Source organism: Candidatus Thorarchaeota archaeon (assembly GCA_013388835.1).
Taxonomy (GTDB): Archaea; Asgardarchaeota; Thorarchaeia; order Thorarchaeales; family Thorarchaeaceae; genus JACAEL01.
Window position 1 is genome coordinate 1 of record JACAEL010000017.1, and the last position, 18140, is coordinate 18140.

The window sequence follows — 18140 nt, forward strand, 5'->3', positions numbered from 1 at the left end:
GTTCAAGACATGGACTCTCTTTGCAGGACACGACATGCTTGCGGTCACGACATCCGCTCCTGATTTCACCGATGACATAGCCCTTGAGGTTGGAGTTCAAGCGGCTGACCAGACCCGCAGAAGGGTACCCTCGCTGGGACAAGTGGCCATTGTGGATGCACACAACTCCATCAGCGATGATGCCGTCTCGGTCATGTCCGGAGACCCTGAGGCGGCAATGTTTGCTGACAGCATATCTGAGGCTGCGGCGAGGACAGTGGATATGCCTCAGACATCAATCGAGGCAGGAGTGTGCCAGATCGTTCCTGAGGGTGTGACGAAGAAGGACGGTCTAGGACCGGGTGGCATAACCGCTCTTGTACTGAAACAGGCCAACAATACGACGGCCTTTGTGTCCGTGGATGGTAATAATGCAGAGCCCGGCTTCCGAGAAGAGATGGTCTCGATGCTGAGAAGGCAAGGGGTCGACTCAGCCGAACTGCTTACCACTGACACGCATGTTGTGAATGCAATCTCGCTGTCTAGCCGAGGGTATCCTCCGGTGGGCAAAGCAAAGAAACAGGAGGTCCTCCAAGCCATTGCTGAGGCGGTCGGGTGTGCACGCAGCAAGCTTGGTGAGGTGAGTCTGGGACTCGGCTTTGGAGCCGTACGAGGAATTCGTACATTTGGAGAGAAGGGGTTTGACACCCTGACCGGTGACATTGTGGAGGCGGCAGGCATTGCGAAACGAACAGGGCTTCGCACCGCTCTCATCTGCTACATACTGTCGCTGGTGACTATGCTGCTGTTCTGAGCCGGAGCATGTAAGCAGCCACTTCAAAAGCCACATTAGGACACCGCCGGTGCTAGAGATTGCACATGTGCGTGATGACGATGGCAAGCAAGAGAGTCTTGGTCTGCATCACTGGAGCCAGCGGTGCAATCTATGGCGTTCGACTACTCCGGTCATTGAAACGGTTAGGTCATGAGGTCCATATCATCGTGAGCAGATGGGGAGCTGTCACTCTGGCACGGGAAGCAGACACAGAACCAGCAGTTCTAACCAGAGAGGCAGATGCGGTCTACGATGAGAATGACCTGTCTGCCGGTCCGGCCAGCGGTAGCTTTAGACTCGACTCGATGGCTATCGTGCCCTGCTCCATGAAGACACTCGCCTCAGTCGCTCACGGACTCGCTGACAACCTGATCTCGAGAGCGGCAGACTGCTGTCTGAAGGAGCGACGACGACTTGTCTTGGTCCCAAGAGAGTCCCCGTACAGCATTGTCCATCTGCGCAACATGCTGCTCGCGTCGCGTGCTGGAGCTATCATACTACCTGCCAGTCCGCCGTTCTGGAGCCGCCCCAAGACCGTTGACGATTTGGTTGATGGTCTCGTTGACAGAATGCTGGTCCATCTTGGAGTCACTCAGAATACGGAGCTTGAGTGGACGCCGGAAGAGTAGAACGCACCCGCAGGACGCTCATGTCCCAAGCATCACACAGAGCGGCTTCTGCCTGCCAGTCGTAGCAGTTCTCCTGGAACTGGACAATGAGACCAGTCCCATGTGGTGCTCCCATACCCAACACAACAATGGAACTGCGGGCCAACTCGACACCTAAACTGAACTGGCTGAATGGTCTCGTTGTCGCTTGCCTGAAGTGTCAACGCCCCTGCATGACGCTCAGTATGACTGGCGGCAGACGGCCGCATACCATGACTGCTTGCGGCCGAGGACACATGACGGTTCGGCAGCCCGAGCGGCGTGCCCATGGGCAGTGGTCACAGGCCTTGAAGTGACCTAACCCTGTTCCAGATACAGTGATAGAGTGAGTGTGTGAGAGCAGTACTGACACCTGATTGGCAGTCTCTTGCCAAGCTCCTCGACCTGTTCTGGTTCAAGAGGGCCACCGCAGCGCAGGCAGATCCACGAGTCCATTGTGTCTGCAAGCTCATCGATAGTAGTTGGAAGCATGGCCACGTCCTCACCCAATGCCTCTACCTTCACCACAGAGTGTCTTCCATTGATCGGACCAGCAATCAGGATTATGACTGCTACCTTCTTGCCTGTGTACTTGCCCTCGGCGAACCCTCTCAGAGTGCCGATGAACTCCTCGCCCACGGTCCTCTCTTCAGCATCGACCAGGTGGAAGTTCTTGGTGGGAAGAATCATCTCTGCCTTCGTGAACAGTACTCTAGCATTCCATTCCAAGGTCTGCTCCTGACCGGTCTTTTCGAGGCTAGAGAGCAACAGGTCGAAGTCCTTTGTGGTCTTGGGAGTGGGCTTCAGCAGGTCACACACAGAGCGTATGAGCAGTGGCTCCACCTGTATCGTGTGTAGCTGGTCTCTGAAGTCGATGAACGATACTGTTGCAACAATCTTTCCCTGCACGCAGTCCTTCGTGGGATACAGCGTGAACTGTGGGCTGCGGAATCCACCCACCTCGATGCGTGACATGGTCTTGACGGTCTCGCCTGCCAGCTCCATACAGTCTTGCGGATAGGCAACTATGCTCACTGTCACATTCGTGATCACATATGGGCTCTGATTGGCGACCTTGACCTTGAAGTCGAACTTGCCACCAACAATCTCGCAGCCTCTGTATACATGCACGCCCTCCTCTGCATCTCCCTCCTCGGCAGCCGAGGGTTCAATCTCAATGGGTTCCTCTTCCTCAGAGACCTCAACGGGAGGTTTCGTGCGGTCTTTCTGAATCTCCTCATAGGCCTGTTGCATGGCCTCTGCATGGTCAGGAGGAATGTTCAACACTACCTTCCCGTGCACGGAGCACAGGAGTACGACCCGGGACTCTCTTCCGGCAGGACTGGCATACACCAAGTCCATTGGGCCATAGCACTCAGGACAGTGATAGAGGTTCTTGTACAGTCCGACAAGCTTTTCCTTGGGTATGCCCGGCACGAAGAATCTCTTTCCCCGGTGACCATTCTGGCACTCCATGTCGAATTCTATCAGACCTCTGCGGTCTTCGACGTCTCTCAGTGTAAGTGGCATGCGGCACTTCGCGCAGCTGAAACTCCGTATCATGGATGGCACATGGTCAATCTTTGGTACCTGTTCGAGTATGTAACCGTAGACATCAGAGGGGACCAGTCTGTTCAGGACGCCGTGTAGGGGACAGACAACTCTGAACTCAGTCATGTCCTTCTTCCTCTTCGCGTCAAGGATGTGTGTCAAGAGCCCGCAGGACTCACATGTTAGGACTGCATGAGTTATGTGTAGTCTCACCGGTTCGCTCCACTCCAGCGGGAGAATGCGCATCGTGACATGAGTGCTAGCTGGACAGACACACCGAAGTCGATACCCTGTCCGGTCCACATCAATCTGCGTGACCGCTAGGGGTTGTCTACACTCTCTAGAGTAGAGCATGGCCTTGACGACTGAATCCTCGGTTATCTCAGAAACAGCAACTCTCAGTGGTTCCGAGAGTTCCACGGGTATGTCTTTCTTGACAACACCGTGAGCCGGACAAGCAGCATGTACTCGTTCGTACTTGCCACGCGTTTCCGAGGCCACAATCTTCCCGGGGAGCAGACACCTGTCACAGTGTACAACTCTCTGCAGGATTCTCTTCATCAAACCCTCGTCGAGCACGGTTGGGATGTAGTTGGTCTCTCTGTGGCCATTAGCACATCTGACCGTCAACTGGTAGAAGTCACCTCGGGCCGCTATCTCGCTGATGGCAAAGGTCTGCTTGCACTGGGGACACACAAACGACTCAACTATTGACCTTGAGGCCTCTTCTGTGTCGGCGGCTTGCAGGTTGATCACGCCAGTGAACTCTCTCGGAAACTCCTTCCGGACTGTACCATGACGCGGGCAGAGAAAGAGCCCTTCTGTGCGCACACCAGTAGTTTCAATCCTGAGGAGGTTCATCGCGGCCCCACAGTCTATGCATATGAAGAGCCGGGAAAAGACTTCACTGGCCATTTCCTCAGCCTGATGTTGAGCCAACCGTCTCACGGACTTGTGGCCGTTGGCGCACTGCACCTGCATCGTCAGGATCTTGTCTTTTAGCTCAGCATCTCTGATGTTGAGCGCTTCTCCACATCTTGTGCAGACGAACAATCCTAGCACCTACTCGTCGAGTTGTCGTTAACTCATACTTGACTGGGATGACTTGTCTTAAGATGGTTTTTGGGAGGCATTGGCAGTCTTCAGGCATCACTGCGGCTCGTCACTCCCCAGGCCAGTCCGGGCTGTCTTCCTGTCCCCCGCAACTCTATCAGATGCCTTTCGGGCCATCTCCTCAAACCCTTTGACCCCCTTCTGGAGGCCCAGAGCGGACGCATAGAACACTGTCATCGTCCCTCCAGCCACATTGAAGAATGGCGCAAGCCACCAGAGAGGTGCGACATACACACCAATTGCCACGAGGAGCACGCCCACTGCTAGACCACTCCATCCGCTATCTACTGGCCGCCTTGCGGACCCCACTGCCGACATGTAGCAGGTGAGAGCAAAGCCAGCAGCGACAAGCAACGGTCCTATCAGTATCGTGTAGTAGCCTATCAACCAGACTGCTGCGCCTGCAAGAATCCAAAGAAAGTTCGGGTCTTCTCTGACAGTACCGGTGAACTTCTTCTCTGATGTCACAGTGTCATCCCACGCACAGACAGTCGACCTGCCATATCTGTCTTCTGCGCCTTCAGACCAGCGATCCTGCGGGGTCCACAGACTCGAGGATTGAGTCAGCCTCCTTCTTGACCTTCTGCCTGTAGCCACGAGTTGTATACACTCTGATTGTCATTGTTCGCTGCTTCAGGCTTCTGGCCACCACACTCAACTCATCGAAACGCCATGTCTCATAACCCCTTGAACCGCGCTCGAAGAGGACTATCTGATCGATAGCGAGTCTGCATGGGTAGAAGCTGACCGAATCCCGGTTGGGAAAGTCCACATATACAAGTGAAGGCTCGATGCCAACAGCTTCTGCCACTTCTCTCTCGAATGAGTACGCTCCGTCCAATCGGCTCAGTCGCTCGATGAATTCGGGGTCAGAGATGGCGCGGCTGCTTGCCTCCTTCAGTAGATACCTTCGTCGGAATGCATTGTATATCTTGCTCGCCGTCTTCATCTCTTCCGGGTCGCCCTCCGAGACCCTGCACAGATGGTCCTGAAACGTGATGTCGTCACACTCAAAGAAGTCAATGGGGCCATCACCAGGGTTCCTGAACAAGAGCCTGCCCGCGCTGTCGAGCACTCTCAGCAGCATGAGCTCAGCTGCTCTGACTGCTCTGTGGTAGTACACGGCCTCGAACATGTTCGCGCCGGCAGAGATGTACGATTCAAGCGTGAAGAGGGAGCTTCTTTCGATGCCAATTTGGTTCTTCATCGGGCGCATCGAATTGAAGAGTCGTCTGTACTCGAGCTGGGCATACTGGACTCCACTGAAATACGCATCGCGCATCAGCATGTCTACCAGGCGAGGGTTCACCGGCACGGTGTGAATGTCAACCCTGGTACCGTCCAGAGGCACTCCCTTCTGAATGCAGTCTACAATCTCGTCAAGGGAGAACTCACTGGCCTGCAGCATGTCTGTTGCCGCAGACCTCCTGACCACCTCTTCCGCTCTTCTTCTCATGTCGTGGCCGCGAGTAGACAGGTACTCGTCCATGACGTTCGACCAGGGACCTCTGGCAAGAGTCAGAAGCATCGCGGTCAGGCGTCCTCGAAGAACATCCTCGTGTTCACTCCCGAGGCTGTCGAGGAAGATCGTCACCATGTGCATATAGCCCAACATGTGACTCATCAGGGATGCCTCGGCTCCAGGATACACCAAGAACACACCTGCAGGGACGCGTATTGTTCGAGAGCGCTGACACAGCCGCAGACTCAAGAGCTGGGACTCAAGCTTCGTAAGTCCAACATAACCGTGGAGAGGGTCTCTTATTTCCACGACCTTCTCGGTTTCGCTAAGCGGCAACTGTCACAACACCTCGGTCATAGTAGTGGGGTCTCCTTCTTGAACATGTCTTGCATATTACTCCTTGGGTGCACCGTGACATTGTGCCTCTGCACTACGCAGTCAATAAGGTTCTTCAGCGAATCACTCAATTCGCAGCACATGAGACTCCTCGTCATTCCACTGCTCGTGATTGCAGCTCTTCTTCCACTACCTGCAACAGCCCCTATCCAGAGCACTTGCATGATGTCTACAGGCCCGCGTGTCGCATCGAGCATCCAACAGGTCTACGGGTCTGACTTCTCACTGAACGTGTTTGAGAGTGTAAACGAGGAGTCCTATCTTGGACACGTCAAGAAGCTCACTGAGAACGGCTCGAGATGGACTAGACTTGAGGGGCAATCGGTAATCTTGAGCGACGCGAATGTGTACGCCGGCAGTTGGATTGCAAACACACTCGAAGAGATCTCCGGAGGCAGGATCGAGGTGGAGATGCTTGGCGAACACAGATCGGTGCTCGGGAGACTCCCCGGCTGGTCAAGTAACCGCTCCGCACCCGTGTTTGTCATTGGTGGCCACTATGACAGCGTCCAGAATGCGCCGGGTGCCAACGATGATGCTTCGGGCGTCGCAGCAGTGATTGAACTCGCACGAGTCCTATCCGCATACGAGTGGCCATTGGACATATACTTCGGCGCGTGGAACTCCGAAGAGATCGGCCTCCTTGGGTCAGAGGAAGTGGCTAGGATACTCTCCCAACGGCACATCAACATTCTCCAGTACTTCAACATCGATATGCTTCTTGTTGAAGACACTACAAAGCCGAGTGACCAACGTGTCTGGGGAATCTACAATAGTGCAGCCAGGTTTCATGAGAGCAGGCTGTTTGTAGACCTGATTCGAATGATGAGTCATAACTATGGTATGGACTTGGTGTGCCCGCGCTCCTCGGGAATGGACTCGCTCTGGTACCACTCCGACCAGTATTCCTTTGTTCAACAGGGTTTCAAGAACGCACTCTTCATGTTCGAGTCGGGCTTCAGTCGTGACAACGCCTACCACAGACCTGCCGACACTTGGGACAATCCACTCTATAACTACAGCCTTGGCACGGACACGACAGCTGCAATTGGAGCTGCCATCGCATTCACAATGTCAGGCGCCTATGACAAACCGACCAGCTTGAGATTCAGTGGCACACTCAACCCGGGAGCGGAGGAGAAGTTTCTCTTCGTCAACTCAATCACGACCGAGGTAGAGGTCAATGCGACATGGGCCGGTGGTGGACTTGACTTCAGTGTCGGTGCCGAGTATACTTCGCTCAACTCATCATCATTCACACAATCATCCGACTGGACTCAGGTCTTGACTGCTCAGACCGAGTGGAACGGACTCCACAGAGTGACTGTCAAGAATCATGGGGGCGAACCGGTGACATTTGAAATGACAGTCGAGTATGAGTCAGATCTGAATGGCAACAACATTATCGACAGCAGCGAGTACTGGATGGACTCCTTCTTCGTGACGCGGGACAGCGACTCAGATGGGCTGAATAATCTCCTCGAGAAGGAGATTGGCACCGACCCGTACAAGACCGACTCAGATAACGACAGGATGCCAGATGGTTACGAGTACTTCAATGGACTCGACCCGCTGGTGGCGGACGGTGATCTTGACCCGGATGGTGATGGCATCACGAACTTCTACGAGTACCTGAACCAGACGAACCCTCAGTCAAGTGATACCGACTCGGACCTCATGCCCGACCTGTGGGAGATCGAGCACAGCCTTGACCCGCGGACAGGCGATGCGGATCGGGATCCTGACGGGGACTCCATCACAAACCTTCAGGAGTATCTGCGGGGGTCTGACCCACACTCATACGACCTGTACTTCCTCATGCTCCCCGGCCCCGCGTCCATCTTGCTTGGCGGAGTCATCGGAGCTGCATGCGTGATATCGATTGGAATTGTAGTGATGCGGAGGAGACCGTGACAGGGCCCGCTCGAACGCTGGCAGCATCCGAGTGTACAGCTGCACACTATGTGAAGGTCCTCATGACGAGGTCCCACCGGTGCTGCACGAAGGCCTCTAGCTCAGCCAGTTTCTTGTCATCTCGTGTGGGCTTGAAGAGATGCGCGAATCGGCCCTGAAGCTTGAGGAACTCGTCGATGGGCTTTCTCTTTGCAGGGTCGCGATATCTCTCACTAACAGGGTCCAGCTTGAACTCCTCTCCAATGCGCTCCCACATTATCCAGTAGCCGGTCTCGACAGCCAACTTGCCAATCTCGACGCCCTTCTCAACAGGGTAGTTCCACGCTTGAGGACAGGGCAGGAATATGTGAATGAACTTCGGTCCGCGTATTCCCCGTGCTCTCTGAAACTTCTCGTAGAGGTCTCTTGGATACGCAGCGTTGGCGGTCGCCTGATATGCTGGCTCGTGAGCAGCAACGACAAGGTCCAGTAGCTTCTCAGGTTCGGTCTTGCCATGCCAGGTCGTTGATGTCTGGGCGTGCAGGGGTGTGGCTCCAGAGCGCTGTGTACCGGTGTTGGAGTAGACCTGGTTGTTGTAACACACGTAAAGAAAGTCCGTCCGCCGCTCAAATGCACCACTGAGTGCCTGAATCCCTATGTCGAATGTCCCGCCATCACCGGCCCACACCATCACGGTGGTGTGGTCGTTCCCCTTTGCCGCAAGGGCCGCTCGCACGCCGCTCGCAGTGGCTGCCGCTGCAGCGAAGCCTGTGTTGAGGACAGGCACCGCAAGCCCTGTCTTGGGCCACAGGGACTGCACAACACTGGTGCAGCAGGCAGGGACGACCTGTATGACATCTCCTTCCAGAGCTTTGTGCGCGTGTCGAAGAGCGACCATGTCCTGGCAGCCGGCACACGCGGCATTGCCCTTCAGCACATATTCCTCGAGAGGCATCTCCTTTATGGAAACCATTGCAATCACCACAAGTCGTGCCAGGTCTCTTCGCGACCAAGCTCACCCTTTTCCATGGCGTTCCATGTGTCCATTATGATCTCCTTGATGTCAGCCACAGTGACATCGCGCCCTCCCAGACCACCAATATAGCTCTTTACGAGCGGACGGTGTTTCATTGGGTAGAGCGCTGCCCGGATATCGTTCACCACTGGCCCACCAAAACCATAAGACACGCTACGGTCGAAGCTTGCAAATGCCTTGACTCTTCCACCCAGTTCTCGGATTCTCCTGATGGGGAATGGCCTGTACATCCGAATTCTCGCATTTCCGACCCTGTAGCCCTCTTCACGAAGCTGGTCGATTGCGTCCTTCGCCTCCGCCCCGATGGTTCCCTGGGAGGTGAAGATCACTTCGGCATCCTCGCATTTGTAACAGTCAATTGGGCCTCCGAAGTGCTTGCCGAAGAGCTTCCTGTATTCCTCTTCGAGCTCTTCATAGACCGCCTGCGCCGCAAGGGCCCCCTCGTGCATCTGATAGCGAAACTCCTGATAGTACTCGGGAAACACGATGTTGCCGTGAGAGACCGGATTGGCAGGGTCCATCACCCAATGAGGTGGCTTGTACGGCGGCAGGAACTTGTCCACCTCCTCGGGTTCGAGGTAGTCGTAGGAGGAGACCGTGTGGCTCAACACAAATCCGTCCGCGTTGACCATCACGGGCATCAGCACTCGTGGATCCTCTGCAAGCCTGAAACTCTGGATTATGGTGTGATAGAGCTCGTCAACACTCGCGACGTAGAATTGAATCCAGCCTGTGTCCCTCTTTGACATTGAGTCGTCATGGGTCACATGGATGTTCCAGCTGGGACTCACAGACCTGTTGATGTTCGCGAGTACGATGGGGAGCCGTGCCGCCGCCGCCCAGTGGAGTGCTTCGTCCATGTAGAGCAGACCGTTGGAGGAAGTCGCAGTGAATGCCCGTGCCCCAGTCGAGCTCGCGCCAATGCAGGCGAACATCGCCGAGTGCTCAGACTCCACTCTGATGAACTGGCCCTTGTAGATTCCCTCTTCATTCAGATATGCCACTTGCTCAGGGACAGTCGTTGCAGGTGTGATGGGGTATGCAGCCACCACTTCCACTCTTGCGGACACTACCGCTCTGGCAGCAGCATAGTTGGCGCTCATCAGTTCTGTCTTCATGTGTCTGCCTCCTCACCCACACCTGTTCTGACCATCTCGATACACTTTCTGGGGCAGACCTGAGCACATATCCCACAGCCCTTGCAGTAGTCAAGATCAATGTGGGGGGTCCCGTCCTCATCCACAGAGATTGTCGCTTCGGGACAGTGCAGCCAGCAGGTGCGGCACTTGCTGCAGTTCTCATGGTCTATTATGGGGTCGAACGTCCGCCAACTCCCTGTCTTTCCTGTGGACCCAATCACAGGTAGCGAATAGGAAGTCTTCGGCATGTCGGCCCTGCTCTTTGGTTCGGTGTTTACCTCGTTGACCAAGAGAATTGACCTCGTGAACCTTGACAAGAGCGGCTCCGGCTGTAAATGACTTAAGTGTTGTGTTCAGACCGAGGCGACTGTGACATCGTTCGCGCTGACACAAGTCGTCAGTCGAATCGAAGTGCAGTGTAGCTCAGGGCGGCATAGCTCCACAACCATACCAGCTGAACAATCGTCAAACTTCAACACGACCATTCTCGACCAGTTCACAAGCGAGACCAGACATTCGAGGAGTGACCGCTCCAGTCGCACCATGCACATTAACACATGTCTGTCGCATGACTCACCTATTCCGTCCCCAGTCAACACTTAAGTGTAGACGCCATTTTGGGGTCCTGTAGTGAGCATATGGACTTCAGAGTAACCATGGTACAGATGCCGTGCAATGAGAGTGACCCTCATGAGAACAGAGCCAGGGCAAGATGGTTGCTGGATGGATACAGACCGGTGTCCGAACGGGAGTTCATCATTCTACCGGAGCTGTTCGACATCGGGTTCCGCCACTCCGACTACAAGGACTGTGAAGCGGGCGTACCAGGTCCCACATCGGAGTTCATGGAGTCCCTCGCAGCTGAAACCGGAGCGTATGTTGCGGCGACAGGGATAGAGCAAGCCGGCAATAGCAAGTACTACAATACACTCGTAGTCGGTTCACCCTCAGGCAGGACGGTCGCAGTGTACCGTAAGATACATCCCTTTCAAGAAGAGCGTCATGTGTTCCTTGGAGGGGACCGGATTGTCGCCTTCGAGGCGAGGGGACTGAAGGTGGGCGTACAGATCTGCTATGACATACGCTTTCCAGAGGTGACACGGAGGATGGCTCTTGAGGGAGTACAGCTCGTCCTCATTCCGGCAGCCTTTCCCGACCCCAGGTCCGCTCACTGGAACACACTCCTCGCAGCGCGTGCCATTGAGAACCAGCTGTATGTCGCGGCTTGCAACAGGATAGGTTACGGCTTCGATGGCAAGACCTACTTCGGTCACAGCCAGATGGTGGACCCCTGGGGTGTGGTTCTCTCGCGCCCAAACTCGGAGGAGCGAGTACTCAGTGCGACTGGTGACACAACCGCGATAGACTATGTTCGACGCCAGATAACCTGTCTCGCGGACAGGTCCGGTAAGAGCTACGACCAAGTCCAGTGGTACTATGAGTAACGACAGTGAACACAACCGTTAAGTGGAGCCCACAGCAACGGAGAATGGAGCCAGGCAAAATGACTAGGACTGCTGAGGAGATAAAGGACGCCGTCAGGGACTGGTTCTCCAGAGAAGGCATCAAGGTGGAGAGCATATCCAACCCGCGGGCTGAGTTCTTGTTCAAGGTCAAGTTCATGCGTTTCTTCTTCACCGTGGTCCGTCCCAATGACCAGAGGTATATTCAGATTGAGAGTCAGGTCCTCATATCCCCTCAACACCTGAAACTGCTGACTGTTGAGAAGATGCGCCAGTTCCAGATCAGTGCCATGAAGTTCAGCTTCTCTCAGGACGTGCTGCTTGGCTTCGTCGAACCACGACCCGGACAGCCCGGACCTCAACCACCCGGACCGGGCTTCGTCGTCTCTGAGAGACTCTATGACGATGCCTTCGGCGAACACAACCTCTGGCGCACAATACGCCGTGTGCATGATGCCGTCGACATGGTGATTCATATCCTCAACGACGTGACGGGGCAGACGACTCAGAAGCCTCACGAAGAGCCGGAGAGCGGGCCGTCCTACTATACCTGAGCACAGACTCTGTTTCCCAATACTGCCCGCCTGCGTGCAGACTGTACCTGAAAGCCGACGATTAATCGAACAGCCCTCTCCATAAGAAACCTTCATATCTCCAGTTTCCGGAGGACCAGTCGAACATCGCTCTCGCAGGTGACATACATATAACCAGCATTGGTGCTTGGTTTCCTGACGACTGGTGCACTGCCCGAGGTCATGACGGACTATGAACACTCATGCCCCACATACGCTGACAATAAGGATTGACACGACAGTGAGTCTTCATGCCAACCGCATTTGGGAAGCAGGCGCTCAGTGCCCAAGAGGCTCCTTGACGCTGCCCGCCCAACGGTGGACGCCACAAGGTCAGATTCGCGTCATGCTGTTCGCGTCTGAGGAGGGAGCGTCTGAGTGAAGAGGCTTGTTGTCGTACTGGTATTTGTGGCAGCGCTCGTGTCAATGCCTGTCACACCCGTTGCACTCCCCACTGACGGCATCACCGCATCCTCCACCCCCACACTCGACCCGTATGAGGGGCCTGTCACACTCCTCTCACAGGCCGGTGCGTCCGGCGCAGACATGGCCGGCGTCGCTTATATGTCCCGCACACTGACCGGGCAGCAGCTTGCCATCCTGAACACCTACGCCACACCCGCTGCACACAACGGGACGCTTGACCTCTCCACCCACCTGATACCCGGGTGGACACTGTACAGGGTCGACATGAGCCTTCAGTCGCTCACCGCACTCCCTGAGAGAGCTGTCGTCGGTGTGCCATCGCCGGACAATAGTACCAACTTCGCAATACGCAAGTATGATACCGACACCTACTACAGCCAGTTGGCGCAGGGCTTCTACAACAGGCCGCATGATGGGCGACTGGCCAACTACTCGCTGTACTATGACTCTCCCATATACGACCCCAGCACGTATGGCACCGCCTACTTTGTGGTCCGGTCTGCGCCCTCTGCCACCAACATGACCGTTCCAGTGGCCATAGACGACAACGGGGGCACATCCAGGTGGGTCACGGTCTCAGTCACTCAGAGCGTGACTCTCTCGGCCAACACACAGTACTTCACCGTGATTGACGGCTCCGCACTCGTCGAGGTGTCTGACTATTACCCGACGATTCGGTGGCGGGCGGAGCCCTCAACAGGCTCATTCGACACATACCGATACGACACATCACCACCCCCGGGGTGGAGAGGCCCACTGAATGGCTACGAGGCGTATCTGCGCTACGTCTACACTCCATGGAACACGACGTCTGGGTCAGCACTGACCTTCTCCGACCCGCAGAGGACTGCGCTGCGAGGCAACTCCACACCGCTGTCGGGGTCCACATGGTCGTTCACCAGTGCATCGAACAACATCACACTGTTGCGGTTCGACTCGAACCTGTCCGTCACGGTCGGTCACAGCATGACCCTGTGGTACTCCAGGTCTGTCACAACGAACACGCTCTGGGACGTCCCGACGTCCGGTCAGGCGGTGACATGGAACCAGACTCTCACGCTCAGCTACCCCTCGATTCCCACAGGGACGGTCTCTCGGTTCGTCAACCTGACGCGGATGACCGACTGGACGCCCACCGGCCTCTATCTGGGGACCTCCACGACTGACCATGACGAGTACACGCTGTACGGAAAGACGGTAGTCTGTGCAACCATGGGCAATGGCACCTGGACAATGGCCTACTCCGCCCACAACTATGTCACGGCCATAGACTCAGCCGCCTCCGTGGTGATGACCGGAGCTCTTGGCACGACGACACACTTCAGAGACGCCATGTCCGTCCCTGTGACCACCGGGAGTTCGAACCTCACTGTCTGGAGGGGTGGCTCAGTGGTGTCCAACCCGGCAAATGAGAGCGAGGCCGATGGCACTCGGGCCTACTCTTGGGTCCCAACCTCATGGGGCGTCACACAGAACGGTCTCTATCGGATAGAGGTGTTCTGGGCGAACGGCACAGAGGCAGGGTATCGTACGCGGGACGTGGTGGTCTACTATCCGACGACACTGACCGCCACACAGAGCGCCATTGCAGCCCACACCGACAGCACCTTTGACATTCGAGTCTACTACAATGACACCTTCACTCCACAGGGCCTGACGGCGCCTGCAGCTGCCGTGGTGTACTCGTTCGACGGAGGACCCAACACAGCGATGACCGACCTGTCGAACGGCACATGGACCGCCACGGTCTCGACAGCGGGCAAGACCTCAGGAGCATACACGGTCTCAGTGTATGCATCAGGTTACGCCCTGCAGAATCAGACGACTGATATTGATGTACAGCTCACTTATGACACGCAGTCGCTGGCAGTGAGCTGGTCGAACGGCAACACAGTCACATATGTGGACAGCACCCGACTGGTGGTCGCCTACAGGTCTCTGAACGGCACGCCTGTGCCCGATGCAGTGGTCAATGTGACCGACGGCACCACCTACTGGACGCTCGCATGGTCGGTCTCAAGCGGGACCTACAACTTCACGTTCGACGGTGACATGGACCCGCCCGGTCTTGGTGCTCACGCTCTGACCATCAACGCGTGGAAAGCGGGGTATCAGGCACGGACAGCCGCCACCTCTCTGACGATCAACACCGCCCCCACAGGCATGACGGTCTCATGGCAGCCAGCGAACGTGACCATCTACTACACCGAGTCGCTCAACCTGACCGTGGACTACACGTACTCAGGTGGCGATGTCCCGAGCTCGGGTGCTCAGGTCAATGTGACGATTGGCACGCACTTCTACGTTCTCACCTACACGGGCACGGTCTGGGTGGCCACCATACCGGGTGGTGACCTTGGACCCGGCACATTCACGGCGGACATCAGCGCGTGGCGACACGGCTACGACCACGCCACGAACACCACGGTCGGCATCACTGTGAAGCCAAGTCCCAACATGTTCTGGGTGGTGTGGGAGCCCTCCGGCCCCTCAATGACCTATGCGGAGACGCTCAACATCACAGTCTGTTACACCTACGCATCGGAACCAGTGCCGGGGGCCACGGTCCGGCTGTACCTGAATGGCAACAGGGTGTATGACCTTGTGCTTGGAGGGGACAAGTTGTGGCACCTGTCCCTCTTGGGACCTGTCGTTGGGCTTGGAACATGGAATGCGACGGTACTTGCCAACAGTTCCGGCTACGACACTGGACGGGACGAGCGTGTCCTCACCGTCACTGTGGACACCTGCACACTGACCCCGAACTGGGTCTCCACAAGCATATACTACACGCATCAGACTCAGCTCAACGTGACGATACGGGACTCTCTGGGCAATGCACTGCTCGGAGCGCTTGTGAATGCGAGCTTCAACGGTGCCAACTACACCATGACCCATGTCTCACACGGTCTCTATCGACTTATGCTCAGTGGTAGTGTCGGCCTCGGCTCCTACCCCATCAGGGTCTATCTGCTCCAGTATGGCTATGTCAACTCCACCACCGATGTGTCACTCGATGTGATTGACACACCCACTACGACCACAGTCAGTCTGATCTACACGGGTCATGACGGACAGCAGTGGGCGACACTGTACAATGACGGTGGCCTGCTCATCCGGATATACTGCGAGGATGTGGACGCCAATCCACTCACGAGCCTGACAGTGACAGTCACACTGAACTCCAGCGTGTATCCGACCACCAACCATGGGAACGGGACGTACACATTCACAGCACAGGCGACGCTGTTTGGCATCGGCACCACCATGGGGAGCGTCCAGTTCACTGTCTATGGCTACGAGGACGGCAACGAGCCTGTCTCATTCTCAGTCCTGCCGGTGCCGACCCACATCACCACCAGCATCCCGGTCCCTGCAACGATGTACCTGAACCAGACCATTGTCATCTCACTCCAGTACATAGACAACCACACCGGACTGGCCATTGATGCGGTCAGTGTGAGCATGGTCTGGGACGGCGCCCACACATGGGAGAAGACCGGAGTGGGGACTTACAACGTCACCTTCTCCTCACAGTCGCTGTCACTCACACAGCACGCATTTAGCGTGACACTGACCCGGACGAACTACTCGACATCTGTCTTGAGCCAGACGGTCCTTGTCCGTGCGGTCCGTACGAGCCTTGTGGCAGCAGCGTCCTACTCGCAGTATGAGTACGAGCTGATTGAGCTTGCCGCCACGTACACCGACCTTGACCATGGCGTGGCCATCACTGGCGCCACAGTGACTGCGACGATAGGCACACAGGTCTACACGCTCACCCACATCGGAGGTGGTGTGTACAGCCACTCGCTCAACCTGACAATCACACCCGGCTCCGGGTATCAGGTCCAGTTCTCGGCTTCAGCACCGGGCTGCAGCACCAACTCCACAGTGTCCTCTCTGGTCGTCTATGCAAAGACGCGGGTATACATCACACTTGTGACCTTTGCTCCCGTTCAGGGTCAGTCAGTCACCGTCGGAGCTGAACTCCGTCAGAACGACACCAACACCCCGGTGTCACAGGCGGTGCTCGAGTTCTGGATTCTGGCCCATCTGAGAAACGGTACCGAGGTCTCTGCGGTCCTCACAGCAACCACCAACGCACAGGGATACGGCAGTCAGGCATACACAGTGCCCTTTGAGGCGGTCAGTGTGGACATCACAATCTACTACGCGGGTCAGGACTCCATATGGTGGGCGGTCTATGCCGTCAAGTCAGTCACCGTGCTTTCGCAGCCCTCACTTCTGCTCCTATTCCAAAATCCCGTAATCCAGTTGGCCCTCATCTCGGTCTTTGTCACGGTCGTGGCTCAGATGGCCTACAACCGGAGAGTCAAGCCGAAGAAGATTGCAGCACTAGCAAAGCTGAAGGCGCAGCTGAAGGCGTTCAAAGACCTCGGAGCCCTTCGCCACTTTATGGCCGTATATGCTAACCGTGGCACCTGCGTCTTCTATTACCCATTCGGAGAGCAGAGGATCCAACCGGACCTCATCAGTGGCTTCATCTCTGCAGTCACCTCAGTCTATGGTGAGATCAAGGGCGACGGCGTGCAGGGAACACTCGAGGAGATTCAGTATCAGGGGCTTCGCGTGAACAGCTACAGTGGAAAGCACATCATCGGGATTCTCATCCTGGAGGGCGAGATGTCCCCCCTATTGCGCGAGCGGCTCCAGTTCTTCGTGGAACTCTTCGAGAGTCAGTTTGGTAACTACCTTGATGACTGGACTGGACTGATCGACTGCTTCGACCCTGAGTGGATAGTCTCAACTCTCAATACCACACTCAACTACAAGTGGCATCTTCCGCACAGGTTCGGGCATGTTGGAAAGCTCAAAGGCCTGGAAGGCAAGGTTCTCGAGGCTGTGGGAAAGATGCTTGACGAAAGAGGAGAGTTTCTCTTCTCAAGAGTACTTGAGCCTCTCTCCGACCAACTTCAGAGGACTCAGGCGGAGTTACTCAACATTCTGGTTCGCCTTGAAGAGTCTGGCGCAATCGTGCCAATCAGTGTTCAGACCGTGCTGCAGCGACAGGGTCTCGGCCTGCCAGGTATTGCTCCAACAATCCAAGAAGAGACAACAGGTGAGGCGAAGGAACCGATGTCCTCTTCTCAATCAACGGCTGATGAGATTGGGCGGGTCGAGCCAATCGCTGCTGCAGAACCAGCCAAGGGAGTCGCTCCCGTAGAAGCCTCGCATGAGACTCTCCCGCCAGACGCCGTGACTACCCGCAAGGAGGGCAGAGGCAAGCGCAGCACCCGCGCATCAAAGACTGATCACATCGAGACTCCCACCCCTGAGAGACCAGCTGAGGAAGTGCCCGCGCCGGAGAAGCCAGTCCCTGAGAGACCAGCTGAGGAGACAACCGCTTCTGCAAAGCCAGCTGAGGAGAAGCAAGTCGAGGAGAAGCCATCGTCTGATGCGGACGCATTTCTCCGTGATGTGGAGGTCTTGCTTTCAAAAGAGGCGGATTCAGCTGGACCCAAGTCTCAGACAAAGCCGGTTGACTCAGCTGAGGAGTTTGTGCGTGAGGTCGAGGACTTGCTGAGGAAGGAACCAAAGAAGAAGAAGAAGGGCAACAGGCCTGAATAAGACTTATGAGCCCACCGACTTGCAATCTCGCAGGAG

The 18140-nt window shown here is 56.0% G+C and carries 12 protein-coding genes; 6 read left to right on the forward strand and 6 right to left on the reverse strand.

The genetic code is table 11. The features are described from left to right. Positions 1-793, forward strand: a 793-nt coding sequence (locus HXY34_03410; GenBank protein NWF95167.1) for a DUF2070 family protein, incomplete at its 5' end; no start/stop codon positions are given. Positions 794-873: 80 nt separating this feature from the next. Then, on the forward strand, positions 874-1443 hold the full coding sequence (locus HXY34_03415) for a UbiX family flavin prenyltransferase (GenBank protein ID NWF95168.1): 570 nt from the start codon (positions 874-876) through the stop codon (positions 1441-1443). A gap of 336 nt (positions 1444-1779) precedes the next feature. Here the strand turns inward: HXY34_03415 and HXY34_03420 are convergent, their stop codons facing one another. The 3 genes from HXY34_03420 to HXY34_03430 all read right to left on the reverse strand — a co-directional run bounded on the left by HXY34_03420 (position 1780) and on the right by HXY34_03430 (position 5923). Beyond that, entirely contained in the window at positions 1780-4065 is a 2286-nt protein-coding gene (locus HXY34_03420) for a hypothetical protein (GenBank protein NWF95169.1), read from the reverse strand. A 96-nt stretch (positions 4066-4161) separates the two neighbouring features. Beyond that, on the reverse strand, positions 4162-4593 hold the full coding sequence (locus HXY34_03425; GenBank protein NWF95170.1) for a hypothetical protein: 432 nt from the start codon (positions 4591-4593) through the stop codon (positions 4162-4164). A gap of 52 nt (positions 4594-4645) precedes the next feature. Next, on the reverse strand, positions 4646-5923 hold the full coding sequence (locus HXY34_03430) for a hypothetical protein (protein ID NWF95171.1): 1278 nt from the start codon (positions 5921-5923) through the stop codon (positions 4646-4648). Between the two features lie 222 nt (positions 5924-6145). Between HXY34_03430 and HXY34_03435 the strand changes: the two genes are divergently transcribed. After that, positions 6146-7897, forward strand: a complete 1752-nt coding sequence (locus HXY34_03435; protein ID NWF95172.1) for a Zn-dependent exopeptidase M28 — start codon at positions 6146-6148, stop codon at positions 7895-7897. Positions 7898-7943: 46 nt separating this feature from the next. Here HXY34_03435 and HXY34_03440 read toward each other — a convergent pair whose 3' ends face one another. Genes HXY34_03440 through HXY34_03450 form a run of 3 tightly spaced genes read right to left on the reverse strand, consistent with a single transcriptional unit; the run spans position 7944 to position 10299 of the window. Continuing rightward, entirely contained in the window at positions 7944-8840 is an 897-nt protein-coding gene (locus HXY34_03440; protein NWF95173.1) for a pyruvate synthase subunit beta, read from the reverse strand. Positions 8841-8854: 14 nt separating this feature from the next. After that, positions 8855-10030: a pyruvate ferredoxin oxidoreductase gene (porA, locus tag HXY34_03445; protein NWF95174.1), complete on the reverse strand. Its 1176-nt coding sequence runs from the start codon at positions 10028-10030 to the stop codon at positions 8855-8857. Further along, positions 10027-10299: a 4Fe-4S binding protein gene (locus HXY34_03450; protein ID NWF95175.1), complete on the reverse strand. Its 273-nt coding sequence runs from the start codon at positions 10297-10299 to the stop codon at positions 10027-10029. Before HXY34_03450 ends, porA begins: the two co-directional genes overlap by 4 nt. Positions 10300-10689: 390 nt before the next feature. Between HXY34_03450 and HXY34_03455 the strand changes: the two genes are divergently transcribed. The 3 genes from HXY34_03455 to HXY34_03465 all read left to right on the forward strand — a co-directional run bounded on the left by HXY34_03455 (position 10690) and on the right by HXY34_03465 (position 18104). Then, the gene (locus HXY34_03455; protein ID NWF95176.1) at positions 10690-11496 is read left to right on the forward strand and encodes a hypothetical protein; all 807 of its coding nucleotides are present in this window, start codon (positions 10690-10692) and stop codon (positions 11494-11496) included. A gap of 59 nt (positions 11497-11555) precedes the next feature. Next, positions 11556-12068, forward strand: a complete 513-nt coding sequence (locus HXY34_03460) for a DUF2299 family protein (protein ID NWF95177.1) — start codon at positions 11556-11558, stop codon at positions 12066-12068. A 396-nt stretch (positions 12069-12464) separates the two neighbouring features. Then, positions 12465-18104 carry a hypothetical protein gene (locus HXY34_03465; GenBank protein NWF95178.1) on the forward strand — a complete coding sequence of 1880 codons (5640 nt, stop codon included), beginning with the start codon at positions 12465-12467 and terminating at the stop codon, positions 18102-18104. Positions 18105-18140 lie beyond the last annotated feature (36 nt).